Origin of the sequence: Streptomyces sp. NPDC058955, assembly GCF_042741435.1 — a bacterium.
Classification (GTDB): Bacteria; Actinomycetota; Actinomycetes; order Streptomycetales; family Streptomycetaceae; genus Streptomyces.
In genome coordinates, this window is record NZ_JBHYKM010000006.1 from 60,373 (window position 1) to 76,183 (window position 15,811).

9 protein-coding genes and 1 pseudogene are annotated in these 15,811 nt (G+C 72.5%); 5 read left to right on the top strand and 5 right to left on the bottom strand.

Annotation, left to right across the window (positions count from 1 at the left end; translation table 11 throughout):
• Window positions 1-146: 146 nt before the first annotated feature.
• The 3 genes from ACFW1I_RS04540 to ACFW1I_RS04550 all read right to left on the bottom strand — a co-directional run bounded on the left by ACFW1I_RS04540 (window position 147) and on the right by ACFW1I_RS04550 (window position 9,228).
• Window positions 147-4,433: a discoidin domain-containing protein gene (locus ACFW1I_RS04540; protein WP_384665985.1), complete on the bottom strand. Its 4,287-nt coding sequence runs from the start codon at window positions 4,431-4,433 to the stop codon at window positions 147-149.
• Between the two features lie 204 nt (window positions 4,434-4,637).
• Complete coding sequence (locus ACFW1I_RS04545) at window positions 4,638-8,009, bottom strand: CARDB domain-containing protein (protein ID WP_384665987.1); 3,372 nt, start codon at window positions 8,007-8,009, stop codon at window positions 4,638-4,640.
• Between the two features lie 205 nt (window positions 8,010-8,214).
• A complete protein-coding gene (locus tag ACFW1I_RS04550; RefSeq protein WP_384665989.1) occupies window positions 8,215-9,228 on the bottom strand; it encodes a LacI family DNA-binding transcriptional regulator in 1,014 nt (337 codons plus the stop codon).
• Window positions 9,229-9,464: 236 nt separating this feature from the next.
• Here ACFW1I_RS04550 and ACFW1I_RS04555 point away from each other — a divergent pair, with 236 nt between their 5' ends.
• From ACFW1I_RS04555 to ACFW1I_RS04575, 5 genes are read left to right on the top strand one after another with little or no spacing between them, the layout of a single operon-like run.
• Window positions 9,465-11,216, top strand: coding sequence for an ABC transporter substrate-binding protein (locus tag ACFW1I_RS04555; RefSeq protein ID WP_384665991.1), 1,752 nt, complete (start codon window positions 9,465-9,467; stop codon window positions 11,214-11,216).
• Window positions 11,217-11,230: 14 nt separating this feature from the next.
• Entirely contained in the window at window positions 11,231-12,169 is a 939-nt protein-coding gene (locus tag ACFW1I_RS04560) for an ABC transporter permease (RefSeq protein ID WP_384665993.1), read from the top strand.
• Window positions 12,166-13,152, top strand: coding sequence for an ABC transporter permease (locus ACFW1I_RS04565; RefSeq protein WP_384665995.1), 987 nt, complete (start codon window positions 12,166-12,168; stop codon window positions 13,150-13,152). The genes ACFW1I_RS04560 and ACFW1I_RS04565 overlap by 4 nt, the downstream gene beginning before the upstream one ends.
• A complete protein-coding gene (locus ACFW1I_RS04570; protein WP_384665997.1) occupies window positions 13,152-14,174 on the top strand; it encodes an ABC transporter ATP-binding protein in 1,023 nt (340 codons plus the stop codon). The genes ACFW1I_RS04565 and ACFW1I_RS04570 overlap by 1 nt, the downstream gene beginning before the upstream one ends.
• Before the next feature lie 53 nt (window positions 14,175-14,227).
• Window positions 14,228-15,160 carry an ABC transporter ATP-binding protein gene (locus ACFW1I_RS04575; RefSeq protein ID WP_384666131.1) on the top strand — a complete coding sequence of 311 codons (933 nt, stop codon included), beginning with the start codon at window positions 14,228-14,230 and terminating at the stop codon, window positions 15,158-15,160.
• Between the two features lie 15 nt (window positions 15,161-15,175).
• On the opposite strand, the gene ACFW1I_RS04580 is transcribed toward ACFW1I_RS04575, so the two are convergent.
• Both ACFW1I_RS04580 and ACFW1I_RS04585 read right to left on the bottom strand, forming a co-directional pair.
• Window positions 15,176-15,493: a hypothetical protein gene (locus tag ACFW1I_RS04580; protein ID WP_384665999.1), complete on the bottom strand. Its 318-nt coding sequence runs from the start codon at window positions 15,491-15,493 to the stop codon at window positions 15,176-15,178.
• 60 nt (window positions 15,494-15,553) lie between these two features.
• Window positions 15,554-15,811: pseudogene (locus tag ACFW1I_RS04585) on the bottom strand (hypothetical protein); the annotation flags it as partial.

A 15,811-nucleotide genomic window follows, 5' to 3' on the forward strand; every position in this document is an offset into this window, starting at 1 on the left:
GAACAAAAAACCACCCCACAAAAGTTAACTAAATATACCGCGCCTTTTTTTTAATTGCTCCACTGTGACGCGCACCCTTGCCTGAAGTAATGGCCGGTGCGCACCGCGAGCAGCGGCGCGCACCGGCCTCTCCGGGGCCCGTACGGCTACGGGTTGACGGTGATCCTGAAGGTGGAGGTGGTGTTGCGGACGTCGACGGCGTTGCCGCTCATCCGCAGCCCGTTGAAGGTCACCTCGCCGACGGCGGGACCCTGGCCCGCCTCCGGCTGCTCGTTGGCCCACAGGCCGAAGCCGGACTTCGCGTCGAAGGCGTCACCGGACCTGCGCGCCCCGGTGATCGACACGTCCGTGAACACCGTGTCCTTGATGGGGAACTGCGGCTGCCCGCCCACGTAGTTCGTCTGGAACATCACCCCGCTGTAGGTGGGGTCGACGATGTCGACGTGGTTCACCCGGATCCCCTGGAACACCTTGGAGGCCGAGAAGACCCAGATGCCGGGGAAGGTCTGGGAGCCCCAGAAGTGGCCGCCGGCCCGGACGATCGAGATGTTCTCGAAGGTCGTCGGTCCGGTTCCGAATCCGTTCATCGGATACCCGAAGTCCAGCGAGGAGATCGTGATCCCCGAGTAGACCAGGGTGTCGGCGATGTGGATGTTGCGGAAGGTGTTGTCGTAGCCGCCGTAGACGGCCACGCCGGCCGCCCGCCAGGTGAGCGTGCTGGTCAGGTTCTCGTAGACGTTGTTCCTCATGTCCGCGCCGCCCGCGTCGATCGCCGAGAACAGCGCGAAGCTGTCGTCGCCGGTGGCCCGCGCGTCGTTGTTGCTCACCAGGTTGTCCGTCGACCCGTTGGTCATGTTGATCCCGTCGGCGAACATGTTCCGGATACGGGAGTTCCTGATCGTGATCCGGTCGGTGTTGGCGCCCCAGTAGAGGCAGACCATGTGCTCGTTCCAGATGTCGTCGATGACGATGTCCGACACGTTCGCGAAGTCGAAGACCTTGCCCGGCCCGTCGATCCGCGCGGTGTAGTTGCCGAAGTAGGCGAAGCCCTTGAAGAGCGAGCCCTTCGCGGTCCCCTCGGCCCGGAACCCGACGTCGGTGTTGTCCTGCGTCTCGGGGGCGTGGAACCGCGTGTACCAGGGCCCGGCGCCGACCACCTTCACGGCCTTGCCGTACACCTGGAACTTGCTCGCCGTCCGGTAGTCGCCCGGCGGCAGGTAGACGCCCACCAGGGTGCCCGTGGTGTCCATCCGGACGCGGTCGAGGGCGTTCTGCACGTCCTGGTGCCCGAAGCCCGCCGGGACCGCGTACGCGGCCGGGTCCGGGTTCGCCACCGGCGCGACCTGCTCCAGGTTCACGAAGTCGATCGCGTACGTGGAGGTGTTCGCGGCGTCCTTCTGGAGCCGGATCCGGCTGCCGGCCGGCACGGTCTCGCCGAGCATCAGGTGGGCCTCGTCGTAGATGTGCCGCGGCCCGCCGGCCCCCGGGGAGTTGCCGGGCGCGGTCTCGGAGCCGTACAGCCAGGCGTACTTCGAGGTCAGCGGCAGGGCCTTCCTGAAGACCCCGTCGACATAGACGTCGATCGTCGAATCGATGCCGCCGCCGCCCGGCGCGTCGGGGATCGAGAAGCGGGTGACCAGGGTGTTGGTCGAGGCCCGGGTGGTGAACTCGACGTACTCGCCGGTCGCGTCCAGGTTCACCGCCCTGCGGCCGGACGCCTCGCCCGCGATGTCGCCGACGGTGCGGTTGGGCCCGACGACGGTCGCGCCGCCACCCGGGGTGCCGTCCTCCGCCTCGTACATGTCGTACGGCATGTTCGCGCCGCGCCCGACGAAGAGCGGCTGGGTGGCGGTGTTGTTCCCCCGCTTCACCGGCAGCTCGTTCGGGTCGTCGGCGAGGACGGTGCGGACGGTGTACGAGCCGTCGGCGGCCGTCCACGGCCCGAGGCTCACCTCCGCCTGCGCCCCGGCGGCCAGCGCGCCACTGTAGGAGCCGGTGAGGGTCTTCACGGTGCCGCCCTGGTCGTTCAGGAGGGTGAGCGTGACGCCGTGGGTGCCGCCGGCTGTGGCCACCGTGCCCTGGTTGCGGACGAGGGCCTTGAAGGTGACGGTGTCGCCCGCCGAGGGGCTGGACGGCGAGGTGGTGACGGAGGCGGTGACCGGGTCGGAGCTGTCGACGGGCCGCACCACGAGCGCGGTGGGGCTGGTGAAGGCGTTGTTCGACTCGTTCTGCTCGACGACCGCCTCCGCCTCGTCGGCGACCGCGCCCAGCTCGTACGTGCCGGCGTCGCGGGCCCCGATCGGAACCGTGACGGTGGTCTGGGCCCCGGCGGCGAGCGCGCCCACGGCGGCCGTGGCGACCTCGCTGCCGCCGAGCCGGATCGCGACCGAGCTGGCCGGGGCGGCGGCGCTGCCGTCGTTGCGGACGGTGGCGGCGACCGTGAGCGGGTCCGACTCGACGGGCGAGGCGGGCGAGGCGGTCAGGGCGGTGACCCGCAGGTCCGGGTTGGGCGCCGGGACGCCGATCACCTGGAACTCGGCTATCTGACCGGCCGGGGCGCCGCTGTTGGCGGTGATGCGGAGCCGGACGTCGGCGACGCGGGCGGTGAGCGGGATCGTCACCTGGTTGCCGCTGCCGGGGTCGAAGGCGTAGCTCTTCGCGGCGACGAGGCTCGTGAAGCCGGTGGCGTCCTGCGCGCGGCCCAGGACCTCGACGGTCTGGGTGCGGGCGCCCCAGGCGCTGTCGGGGTTGAGCCTCAGGACGAGCCGGTCGACGTCGGCGTCGGAGCCGAGCGCGACGGTGAGGGTGTTCGGGTAGCTGCCGCCCGCGCCCTCCCAGTAGGTCGTCGTGCTGTTGTCGTTGGCGTTGGCGGCGACGAAGGTGTGGACGGTGGAGTCGGCGGTGATCGCCTTGCCGACGGCCAGGTTGGAGCCGGTGCCGCCGGAGCCGTTGCGGGTCACGCCGTTGCTCTGCCCGGACCGGTTCCCGGCCGCGTCCCTGGCCCGCACCGTGTAGGTGACGGTGGCGGAGGCGGGCTGGGTGTCGGTGTAGGTGGTGGCGGTCCCGGCGACGGTGGCGCGCAGGGTGTTGTTCGCGTAGACCTCGTAGCCGGTGACGCCGGTGTCGTCGGTGGCGGCGGACCAGGTCAGCCGGATCTGGCCGGAGGCGGGCTCGGTGTAGGCCAGGTTCGCCGGGACGGTCGGCGCCTGGGTGTCGCCGGTGTCGCCGGTCCGGGTGACGGTGTCGGAGTCGGCGGACTGGTTGCCGGCCGCGTCCCGCGCCCTGACCTTGTAGGTCACCGTCTGGTCCGCCGGGCGGGTGTCGGTGAAGGTGGTGGCGGTCCCGGCGACGGTGGTGAGCAGGGCGCCGTTCGCGTAGACGTCGTACGCGGTGACGCCGGTGTCGTCGGTGGCGGCGGACCAGGTCAGCCGGATCTGGCCGGAGCCGGGCTCCGTGTACGCCAGGTTCGCGGGCGCGGTCGGCGCCTGGGTGTCGCCGCCCGCCGGCCCGTAGACCTCCACCTCGGAGAACTGGGCAGCGTTCTGCACGGTGTTGGCGGTGACGAGGACGCGGACGTACCGGGTGGTGGTGGCGCCGAAGGCGACCGTCGCGCTCCGCCCGCTCGCCGCGTCGAAGGCGTACGCCTGGGCGGCGGTCAGGTCGGTGAAGGAGGTGCCGTCGGTGCTGCCCTGGATCTTCAGGGTCTGGCTGCGGGGCTCCCAGGTGTCGGGCAGCCGCAGCACGACCCGGTCGACGCGGAGGGCGGCGCCGAGGTCGGCCTGGAGCCACTGCGGGAAGGCGCCGCCGGCGCTCTCCCAGTACGTGGCGCGGTTGCCGTCGCCCGCGTTGGCCGCCGCGTAGACCTGGGTGTGGCTGCTCGCCGTGAGGGTCTTGCCCTCGGCGAGGTTCGGGGAGGTGCCGTCGGCGCCGTGCACCTCCAGTTCGGAGAGCTGGGCGGCCTGCCAGCCGGTGTTGGCGGTGATGTCGACCCGTACGAAACGGGTCCGGGCGGCCGGGAAGGCGATGGTGACGGTGTTCCCGGCGCCGGGTGTGAAGGCGTAGGTCGCCGAGGACTTCAGGGTGGTGAAGCTCGTGCCGTCGGCGCTGCCCTGCACGGAGAGCGTCTGGTTGCGGCTCTCCCATCCCGCGGGCAGCTTGAGCACGACCTCGTCGACGCGGGTGGCGGTGCCGAGGTCGGCCTGCACCCACTGGGGGAAGGCGGAGCCGGCGCTCTGCCAGTACGTGCCCTGGTTGCCGTCGGTGATGTTCGCGGCGCCGTACTCGGCGTGCGCGCTGCTCGCCCCGGCGGTGTCGCCCAGGGCGAGGTTGGGGCCTCCGGCGGCCCGTGCGGTCATCAGGGGACCGCCCAGCGCCAGCAGGCTCGTCGCGATCACGGCGCTCAGGCCCCGTGATCTCCAGTTGCGGATCCTCATCGTTCCTCGGTCTTTCGCTCTGTAGATGTGTCCAGAAATCACGCTCAGATGTCGATTCCTTGCGTGGGACGCTCAGAGAGTTCCAGAGGAATGAGGGGTCGTCTACCGGTGGGACCAGGTGACTTGAGAGGGCGTCAGGGGCCGTGCGCGGGCATGCCGAAGCGGCGGTCCGCGGGGTGCGGACCGCCGTTCCGGCGGGGTGGCTCAGCCCCGGTTCACCACGAACTGCGAGCCGGGTTCGACGACGACGTCCCCCTCGGCCGTGTGCGCGAAGGTGACTCCGGTGAGGGTGGCGCTGCCCCGGGCGCCGCCCATGGCGAGGACGCCGGAGCCGTTGACCGTGCCGTCGACGCGCACGTTGCTGATCCGCACGTCGGGCATGGCCCCGCCGCCCGTCTTGAACTGGATGGCGTCATAGGTCGAGTCGAGGATCTCGGTGTCCCGGATGGTGACGCCGGGGATGTCGGGCCCCTGCGCGAAGAGGGTGATCGCGCCGAACTCCTGGTCCTCGTTCCAGAAGGCACCGCCGGTGCGATGCAGCGCGTTGTTCGCGATCAGGGTCTGCCCGGAGAAGGGCAGCGGATCGTGGTCGGTGGCCAGCATGATCCCCGGGTAGTTCATGGTGTCGGCGACCACGTTGTTCTCGATCGTGTTGCCGTACCCGCCGTAGACCGCGATGCCGTTGGCCCGCCAGGGCAGCTGGACGGTGTTGTTGCGGAAGTGGTTGTCGTGGCCGACGTCCACCGAGGTGTCCTTGACGTACTTGCTGGCCCAGACGGCCAGGGCGTCGTCGCCGGTGTTGCGGAAGGAGGAGTCGTGGACGGTGGAGTTGCGGGTGCCGTTGGCGAAGTTGATGCCGTCGGCATAGGTGTTGCGGATCCGCATGCCGGTGAACTCCAGGCCGTCGCCCGGCCCCCACAGCTCGGGGATGTTGGAGTAGTCGCGACCCACCCAGACGCCGACGTTGGCGTGCTCGATCCAGACGTTGCTGATCTTCGTGCCCTGGCCGAAGCGCCCATTGAGGCCGACACCGCCCTCGGCGTTGCCGTCGCCGCCCCGGATGGTGCCGGAGCCGAAGATGGCGAGGTCCGAGATCTTCGTGTTGGCGTCGATGTCGAAGCCGAAGTTGCCCTCGTGCGGGTGGTTGATGCCGCCGGCCTGGTGCGGCGGGGTCAGGGTGTACAGCTGGGAGTGCCACATGCCGGCGCCGCGGATGGTGACGTCCCGGATGCCGACCTGGTTGTACTGCCCCCGGTTCAGCGGGTCGTCGGTGAGGATCTTCTGCTCCTGGCGCCACTGTCCGGCCGGGATCCAGACACAGCCGATCTCGCCCTTCTGGTCGGCGGTGACGGCCCGCTGGATCGCGTCGGTGTCGTCGAGACCGTCGTTGGGCACGGCCCCGTACGCGGTGATGGAGACGCAGCCGGCCGGCTGGGCGGCGGCCGGGGCCACCTGCTCCAGGTCGATCAGGTCGAGGACGTAGAAGGCGGCGGTGTCCCCCGCGTCGCGCTGGAGGCGGAAGCGGGTGCCGGGCGGGTAGGACCGCGCGAGCAGCGTGTGCGACTCGTCGAAGAGCCGGCGGGCGTCGCCGCCGGGCCGGTTGGTCAGCCCCTCCGGGTCGTCGGTGGAGCCGTACAGCCAGGAGTGCTTGGAGGAGAGGGTCAGCTTCCGCACGAAGACGTCGTCCGCGTAGAGGCTGAGGGTGGCCTCCTGGCCGCCGCCCGCCGCCGCGTCCGGGATCGAGTTGCGGACGGTGAGGGCGTTGGCCTGGTTGACCGAGGTGAACTCGACGTACTGGCCGCCGCTGTCCAGCCGGACCGCCCTGCGGCCCGAGGACTCGGTGGCGAAGTTGGTGTGCCCGAAGGTGCGCAGCCGGTCGGCGGTGAGCAGGGTGCCCTGGTAGCGGGCGTCCTCCGCCTCGTACTCGGTGTACGGGACGGCGGCGCCGCGGCCGACGACCATCGAGCGGGTGAGGACGTTGTTGTTCTCGTCGGTCTCGGCGAGGGTGCCGGTGGCGTCGGCGGTGGCGGTCAGGGTGACGCCGCCGCTGGTGGCGGTCCAGGTGCCGGAGACCGGGACGGTCACGGTCTGGCCCGCGGCGACGGCGCCGGTGGTGCCGTTCAGGGTGGTGGTGCCGGCGGTGAGCCGGGTGACGGTGCCGGCGGCGACCGCGGTGGTGCCGCGGTTGTGGACGGCGACGGTGAAGGAGACGGGCGTGCCGACGGCCGGCGCGGAGGGGTTGGCGGTGATGCCGGTGACCATCAGGTCGGCGCCGGGGCTCTGGCCGACGGTGAGCTTCGAGGCGGCGGTGCGGCTGTTGTTGGAGTCGTCGAGCTCCGGGACGGCGTTCGCCGGGTCGGCGGCGGCGGACACGGTGTACGCGCCCACGGGCCGGCGGCCGACCGGGATCGGGACGGTGGTGGCGGCCCCGGCCGGGAGGGAGGCGGTCTGGGCGGTGCCCGCGACCGCGCCCTCGACGCTGATCTGCACGGCGGCGGCGGGGGCCGCGGCGGTGCCGGTGTTGCGGACGGTGGCGCGGACGGTGACCTCGTCGGTCTCGCTGGGGGCGGCCGGGGTCCAGGTGAGGTCGGTGACGACGAGGTCGGGGGCGGGGGCGGCGGTGCCGAGGACCTGGAGCTCGGCGACCTGGGCGCCGGGGGCGCCGGTGTTGGAGTGGAAGACGAGCCGCACGTCGGCGGTCCGGGCGGTGACCGGGACGGTCACGGTGTTCTGCCCGGAGGAGGGGCTGAAGGCGTGGTCGGCGCGCGGCTTCAGGGTGGTGAAGGCGGTGGCGCCGGCGGCCCGGCCCTGGATCTCGAAGGACTGGGTGCGCGGGCCCCACACCGGGTCGGGGGCGAGCTTGACGACGACGCCCTCGACGTCGGCGTCCGCCCCGAGCTTGACGGTGAGGCTCGCGGGGAAGCCGGCGGACTCCCAGTAGGTGGCCGTGGAGCCGTCGTTGGCGTTCGCGGCCTGATAGTTCTGGGTGACCGAGGTGGCCTCGACCGGCTTGCCGCGGGCCAGGTCGGTGCCGCCGACCGGCGGTTCGACGGTGCCGGGCTCGCCGTACACCTCGACGGCGGAGAGCTGGGCGGCGTTCCAGCCGGTGTTGGCGGTGATCTGGACGCGGACGTACCGGGCCCGGGTGCCGTCCAGGTCGAGGGCGACCGCATTGGCGGCGGCCGGGTCGAAGCGGCGGGCCTGCGCTCCGGCGAGGGGGGTGAAGGCGCTGCCGTCGGTGGAGCCGAGGACGGCGAGGGTCTGGTCCCTGGCCTCCCAGCCGGTGGGGAGCTTGAGGACGACGCGGTCGACGCCGACGGCGGCGCCGAGGTCGACCTGGGCCCACTGCGGGAAGGCGCCGGCCGGCCCCTCCCAGTAGCTGGCCTGACTGCCGTCGGTGAGGTTGCCCGCCGGATAGGCGCCGTGGGCACCGGACGCGGTGGCGGGTCTGCCGAGGGCGAGGTCGGGGTCCGCCGCGGCGGCGGCGTACGCGGGGGCGGGCAGCAGCCCGAGGGCGACCAGGGCGGCGATCAGCAGGCCGATCGTGAGCCGCAGGCCGTGTCGTATGGGTGTCATCAAGGGCCCTCCGTGAGCCTGACGCATGACTCGCACAGTTTTGAGTGAATCAGTCAAAGTTTTGCGGTCGGTGCGGGCACAGGTTTCTACTGGATGACGCCCTTGTCAACGGAGAGCACACAGAAACGACGAAGGCACCGGTCCGCCCGGCCGCGCGGGGCGGCGGGAGGAACCGGTGCCTGGAGGGGATGCGGTACGCGCTCCGCTAACGGGCGGCGGGCGGCGGGGCGGTGGAGCCGCGCACCACCAGTTCGGGCTCGAAGAGCAGTTCGCCCGGGTGCGAGTGCGCGCCCTGGATCTGGGCGCAGAGCAGCTCGACGGCGGCGCGGCCCATGGCCTCGATGGGCTGGCGGACGGTGGAGAGCGGCGGTTCGGTGCAGTTCATGAAGGCCGAGTCGTCGAAGCCGATCACCGAGACGTCGGCGGGGACGACGAGTCCGCGCCGGCGGGCGGCCCGGATGGCGCCGAGGGCGAGCGGGTCGCTCGCGCAGACGATGCCGGTGACGCCCTGTTCGAGGAGGCGGTTGGCGGCGGCCTGGCCGCCTTCGAGGGAGAAGATCGAGCGGACGACGTGCGCGTCGGGGAGCGGGGTCCCGGCCGCTTCGGCGACGGCCCGCGCGGCGTCGAGCTTGCGGCGGGAGGGCACGTGGTCGGCGGGGCCGAGGAGCATCCCGATCTTCTCGTGGCCGAGGGAGGCGAGATGGCGCCACGCCTGCTCGACGGCGACGGCGTCGTCGCAGGAGACGCAGGGGAAGTCCAGGCCCTCGATGGAGGCGTTGACGAGGACGACCGGGATGTTGCGCTCGGCGAGCTGGTGGTAGTGGTCGTGCGGCGCGTCGGCCTGCGCGAAGAGTCCGCCGGCGAAGACCACGCCGGAGACCTGCTGCTGGAGGAGCAGGTCCACGTAGTCGGCCTCGGAGACGCCGCCCTTGGTCTGGGTGCAGAGCACGGGGGTGAGCCCCTGCTGGGCGAGGGCGCCGCCGATGACCTCGGCGAAGGCGGGGAAGATGGGGTTCTGCAGCTCGGGCAGGACGAGTCCGACGAGCCGGGCGCGTTCGCCCCTGAGCTGGGTGGGGCGCTCGTAGCCGAGCACGTCCAGGGCGGTGAGGACCGACTGCCGGGTCGCCTCGGAGACCCCGGGCTTGCCGTTGAGGACCCGGCTGACCGTCGCCTCGCTGACCCCCACCTTCTTCGCCACCTGAGCAAGTCGTCGCGTCATGCGCGCAAGAGTAGCGCAAGTACCGCAAGAGAATGACAGTCCGTTGCGGTCTCCGCGCAAGCGGCCGGCCTGGCGCCCGGCGGGGACGTCCGGAGGCTCAGGGACACGGATGGGTAACGGACGGGCCGAGCGGGATCCCACACCTTGTCAGTGCAATTTCACATTACTATGTTACGGGTCACATTCCGGCCGCTCTGGCTGTCCGACCGTTCTCCCGCTCTTCCTCGGAGTGACCCATGACCAAGCGCACCCACACCCTGGCCGTCGCCCTGGTGTCGACCCTCGCCGTCGGCCTCACCGCCTGCTCCGGCGGCTCCTCCGGCGGCCCGTCCGGCGGGCCGGACCGCAAGAACCCCGCCGCCGCCAACGCGGGGGCGGTCCTCGGCGGCACGCCGCAGAAGGGCGGCACCCTCTCCGTCCTGTCCAACCAGGACTTCTCCCACCTCGACCCGGCCCGCAACTGGGTCATGCCGGACATGGACTTCGGCACCCGGCTGCTCTACCGCACCCTCGTCACGTACAAGGCCGAACCCGGCGCCAAGGGCAGCGAGTTGGTCCCCGACCTCGCCGAGGACCTCGGCACCCCCTCGAACGGGGCGAAGACCTGGACCTTCCGGCTGAAGCCCGGGCTGAAGTACGAGGACGGCACCCCGATCACCGCCCAGGACATCAAGCACAACGTCGAGCGGTCCTTCTCCCCCGACCTGCCCGGCGGCCCCGACTACGCGGCCCGCTACCTGGCCGGCGCCAAGGGCTACCAGGGCCCGGCCGAGGGCAGGCACCTCGACTCGATCAAGACGCCCGACGCGCGCACGATCGTCTTCGAACTCCACACCGCCTTCGCCGAGTTCCCCTTCGCCGCCACCCTGCCGACGTTCTCCCCGGTGCCGCCGAAGCAGGACAAGGGCCCCCAGTACGACAACCGCCCGTTCTCCTCGGGGCCGTACAAGATCGAGACGTACGCCCGCGACAAGCAGCTCGTCCTGGTCCGCAACACCCACTGGGACCCGAAGAGCGACGGCGTCCGCAAGGCGTACCCGGACCGGATCGTCGTCACCATGGGCCTCAAGGGCAACCAGGTCGACGACCGGCTGATCGCCTCCGCCGGCGCCGACGCCTCCGCCGTCCCGTGGGCCGCCCTGCGCCCCGAGTCCACCCCGAAGGTGCTGACGAAACCCGAGGTGAAGGCGCGTCTGCTCGCCGAGTCCAGCACCTGCAACGAGATGCTCCAGATGCACACCGGCCGCGCCCCCTTCGACGACGTGAAGGTCCGCCGGGCCGTGCAGTACGCCCTCGACCGGGAGGCGATCGTCACCGCCGCCGGCGGCCCCGCCCTCACCGACGCGTCCACGGCCGCCATGCCCGGCGCGCTGTTCGCCGGCGGCAAGCAGCCCGACACCCTGAAGATCCCGCTCGCCGGCGACCCCGACAAGGCCAGGCAGCTGCTCAAGGAGGCTGGGAAGGCCGACGGCTTCGCCACCAGCCTCACCGTCTCCAGCGGCGACAAGGCGATCGGCGAGGCCGTCCAGCAGGCCCTGGGCCGGGCCGGCATCAAGGTGACCATCGAGACCGTCGACCCGTCCGCCTTCTACGACACGATCGGCGACACCCGCAACCGCACCGACCTCGTCTACACCGGCTGGTGTCCCGACTTCCCCTCCGGCTCCACCTTCCTCCCCTTCGTCTTCGACGGACGCTCCATCAAGGAGAAGGGCAACTCCGGCAACCACTCCCTCTTCCGCGACGACGCCACCCAGAAGCGGATCGACGAGATCGCCGCCATGACCGACGGCGCCGCGGCCAACCAGGCGTGGCAGGAGCTCGACGGACAGATCCTCGCCAAGGCCCCGGTCGCCCCCGGCGCGGTGAAGCGCCGCCCGCTCGTCCTCGGCACCAACATCGCCGGCGCCTTCGGCCACACCTCCTGGGGCGGCCAGATCGACTACGCCACCGTCGGCCTCAAGGACCCGTCCAAGAGCACGGACTGAAGGACGCCCCTCCGATGACCACCACCACGACCACCACCGCTCCCCCGGTTCCCCGGGGCGGCGGGGCCTGGCGGCTCGTCCGCGCGGAGCTCCGCCGCCGGGCCTCCCTCAAGGTCTCCCTCGGCGTCGTCGCCCTCTTCGCCGTGATGACGGTCGCCGCCCCGCTGATCAGCGCGCTGGGCGGCTGGGGCCCCGAGGAGTTCGACAAGTCCGCCGTCGACCCGTACCTCGGCGGACTGCCGATCGGACCGCTCGGCGGCGTCTCCGCCGAGCACTGGCTCGGCGTCGAACCCGTCACCGGCCGCGACCTGTTCGCCCGGGTCGTGCACGGCGCCCAGGTCTCCCTGCTGATCGCCTTCGCCGCCACCGCGATCGTCGTCCTCGCCGGCACCGCCGCCGGCGTCGCCGCGGGCTACTTCGGCGGACGCACCGACACCGTGCTCTCCCGGCTGATGGACCTCACCATGTCCTTCCCCTCCCTCATCTTCATGATCGCGATGATGTCGGTGGCCAGGGACGTCGACCGGATCCTGCTGATGATCCTCGTCATCGGCCTCTTCGGCTGGCCCGGCGTCGCCCGGGTGGTGCGCGGCCAGACCCTCTCCCTGAAGCACCGCGAGTACGTCGACGCCGCCCGCGTCGGCGGCTCGGGCCCCTGGCGGATCCTCGCCCGCGACATCCTGCCGGGCGTCGCGGGACCGGTCATCGCGTACACCACGCTGATGGTCCCCGGCATGATCGCCACCGAGGCGGCGCTCAGCTACCTCGGCGTCGGGGTCCGCCCGCCGACCCCGTCCTGGGGCCAGATGATCGCCGAGAGCGTCGCCTACTACGACACGGACCCCATGTACTTCCTCGTCCCCAGCCTCTGCCTCTTCCTCACCGTCCTCGCGTTCACGCTCCTCGGCGACGCGCTGCGCGACGTCCTCGACCCCCGGGGGAGCCGTACGTGATCCTCTACCTCGGCCGCCGGCTCCTCGGGGTGCTCGGCGTGCTCCTCGCCATCGCCGCCGTCACCTTCACCATCTTCTACGTCCTGCCGTCCGACCCGGCCGCCGCCGCCTGCGGCAAGGCGTGCAGCGACGAACGCCTGGCGGCGATCCGCGCCCACATGGGCCTGGACGCCCCGCTCTGGCGGCAGTTCGCCGACTTCGTCACCGGCATCTTCACCGGCCGGACCATGGGCTCCGGCCAGTACGCCCTGCACTGCGACTTCCCCTGCCTCGGCTACTCGTACGAGAACAGCGAGGGCGTCTGGGACCTGCTCGTCGACCGGCTGCCCGTCTCCGCCTCGCTCGCGGTCGGCGCCGCCGTCCTCTGGCTGGCCCTCGGCCTGACCGCCGGCGTCACCGCGGCGCTCCGCAAGGACACCCTCACCGACCGGGCCCTGATGGTCGGCGCGGTCGCCGCCGCCTCCCTGCCCGTCTACTTCACCTCCGTCCTCCTCATCTACGGGCTGATCCGGCTCACCGGACTGCTCCCCTACCCGCAGTACGTCCCCCTCACCTCCGACCCGCTCTCCTGGGCCTCCAACCTGCTGCTGCCGTGGCTGGCGCTCGCGATCCTGTACGCCGCCATGTACGCCCGGCAGAGCCGCGGCGCGATGATCGAGTCCATGGCGGAGCCGTACATCCGCACCGCCCGCGCCAAGGGCCTGCCGCGCCGCACGGTCGTCGTCAAGCACGGCCTGCGGGCCGGGATGACCCCGGTCCTCACCATCTTCGGCATGGACCTCGGCGGACTCCTCGCCGGCGCCGTCATCACCGAGTCCCTCTTCGGACTCCCCGGCATCGGGCGCCTCTTCTACGGCGCCCTCACCACCGGCGACCAGCCCGTCATCCTCGGCGTGACGCTGCTCGCCGCCACCTTCATCGTCGTCGCCAACCTGGCCGTGGACCTGCTGTACGCCGTCGTCGACCCGCGAGTGAGGTACTGATGGCCGCCCCCGCCCCGCTGCTGACGGTCCGGGACCTCAGCGTCACCTTCCCCACCCCGCGCGGCCCCGTCCGGGCCGTGGACTCCCTCTCCTTCGACGTGCCGCACGGCCGCACCCTCGGCATCGTCGGCGAGTCGGGCTCCGGCAAGTCCGTGACCTCGCTCGCCGTCATGGGCCTGCACACCGGCGCCGAGGTCACCGGCTCCGTCACGCTCGACGGGCGCGAACTCGTCGGCCTGCCCGACCGGGAGCTGGGCCGGCTGCGCGGCCGGCGGATGGCGATGATCTTCCAGGACCCGCTCTCCAGTCTCCACCCGTACTACACGGTCGGCGAGCAGATCGCCGAGCACCACCGGGTCCACTTCGGCACCCGCCGGGCCGCCGCCCGGGCCCGCGCCGTCGAGGCGCTCGCCGAGGTCGGCATCCCCGAGCCGAAGCGCCGCGCCGGGGAGTACCCGCACCAGTTCTCCGGCGGCATGCGCCAGCGGGTGATGATCGCGATGGCCCTGGTCTGCGAACCGGACCTGCTCGTCGCCGACGAACCGACCACCGCCCTCGACGTCACCGTGCAGGCCCAGATCCTCGACCTGCTCGCCCGCCTCCAGCAGGAGCGCCGGCTCTCCGTCGTCATGATCACCCACGACCTGGGCGTGGTCGCCCGGGTCGCCCACGAGGTGCTCGTCATGTACGGCGGACGCGCCGCCGAACAGGCCCCTGTGGACGCCCTGTTCGCCTCCCCCGCGCACCCCTACACCCGCGGGCTGCTCGACTCGCTGCCCCGGCTCGACGACCCCGACGACGTGCCGCTCCGGGCCATCCCCGGCAGCCCGCCGTCCCTGCTCGACCCGGCGCCCGGCTGCGCCTTCGCGCCCCGCTGCGCCCGCGCGGCGGCCGGCACGGCGGAGGAGCGGGACCGGTGCGCCACCGAGCGGCCGACGCTCGGCGGGCCCCGCGGCCACGCCGCCGCCTGCCACTTCGCGGCCTTCCCGGCCGTCCCCGCGTACGAAGGGATCGCCCCGTGAGCACGACGACTCCTCCCGGCACGCCGCCGCTGCTGCGGGTCCGGGACCTCGCCATGACCTTCCCGGGCCGCCGCCGCTCGGCGCCCGTGCGGGCCGTGGACGGCGTCGGCTTCGACCTGGCGGCGGGCGAGACCCTCGGCCTGGTCGGCGAGTCCGGCTGCGGCAAGTCGACCACCGGCCGGATGATCGTCCGCCTCCTGGAGCCGACGGCGGGCTCCGTCGAGTACGACGGCCGGCCCATCGCCCATCTCCCGCAGCGGGCCATGAAACCGCTCCGCCGCGAGATCCAGATGGTGTTCCAGGACCCGCACTCCTCCCTCAACCCCCGCCAGCAGGTGGCCCGGATCATCGCCGATCCCCTGCGGGTCCAGGGGAGTTCGGCGGCGGAGGCGCGCGAGCGGGCGCTGGAGCTGATGGAGCTGGTCGGTCTCATCCCCGAGCACGCCGACCGTTACCCGCACGAGTTCTCCGGCGGGCAGGCGCAGCGCATCGGCATCGCCCGCGCGCTGGCGACCGGCCCCCGGCTCGTCGTCGCGGACGAGCCGGTCTCCGCGCTCGACGTGTCCGTCCAGGCCCAGATCGTCAATCTGATGGAACGGCTCCAGGACGAACTGGGCCTCGCCTACCTCTTCATCGCCCACGACCTGTCGGTGGTGAAGCGGGTCTGCGACCGGGTCGCGGTCATGTACCTCGGCCGGATCGTCGAGATCGGCGCCAAGGAGCGGGTGTACGAGGCCCCCGCGCACCCCTACACGCGGGCGCTGCTCTCCGCGGTGCCGCTGCCGGACCCGGCGGCCGAGCGGGCCCGCGAGCGCATCACCCTGCTCGGCGACCCGCCGAGCCCCGCCGCTCCCCCGCCGGGCTGCACCTTCCACCCGCGCTGCCCGAAGGCCCAGGCGATCTGCCGCACCGAGGCGCCGGTCCTGCGGTCGCTCGCGGCGGGCGAACCCCGGGAGGTGGCCTGCCACTTCCCCGAGGAGGGCTGACGGGCCGGCCCGGCGTCAGCCGGACGCCATCGCCAGGCCCATCAGCAGGGCGAGCGCCCACGGCGCCGCGAGCAGGAGGAGGGCGGTGGAGGCGGCAGCGGTGCGGACCCACCGGAGGGCCCGGCGGTGCGGCAGCAGCCAGGCCATGGCGAGCAGGACGCCCGCGAGGGTGAGGAACATCTCGAACCCGCTGGTGTACCCGTCGGCCCAGAAGGTCGCGAACCCGCCGACCAGGAGCGGGAGTCCGGGCAGCGTCGCCACGAGGGGCGCCTTCCACCAGGTCGGGTCGGCGGGAGCGTGGCTGCGGGTGGGGGTGGGGGTCGCCGTCGTCATGACTCCAGCTCATCATCGTCGGGGGCGGCGCGGGATCCGGGCCGGTACTCAGGTACGTACTCAGGCGCGGTGGCGCCGGGCCGCCGCCGCGGCCGCCCCGGCGGCGGACCGCGCCGCGGCGAGGGCGCGCTCGGCGGCCCGGAGGTCCGTACCGGCCCGCTTCGCGGTCTTCCTGGCCGCGGCGGCCGCCTCGCTGGCCTCGTCCCGCTCCCGCTCGGCGCGGCGGAGCCGGTCGGCGGCCTCCTCGGCCGGGGGGCGCGGCGGGGCGGGGGGGTCGGCGTCGGGCGCGCCGCCGGTGGGGCGCGCCCCCCGGGCCGC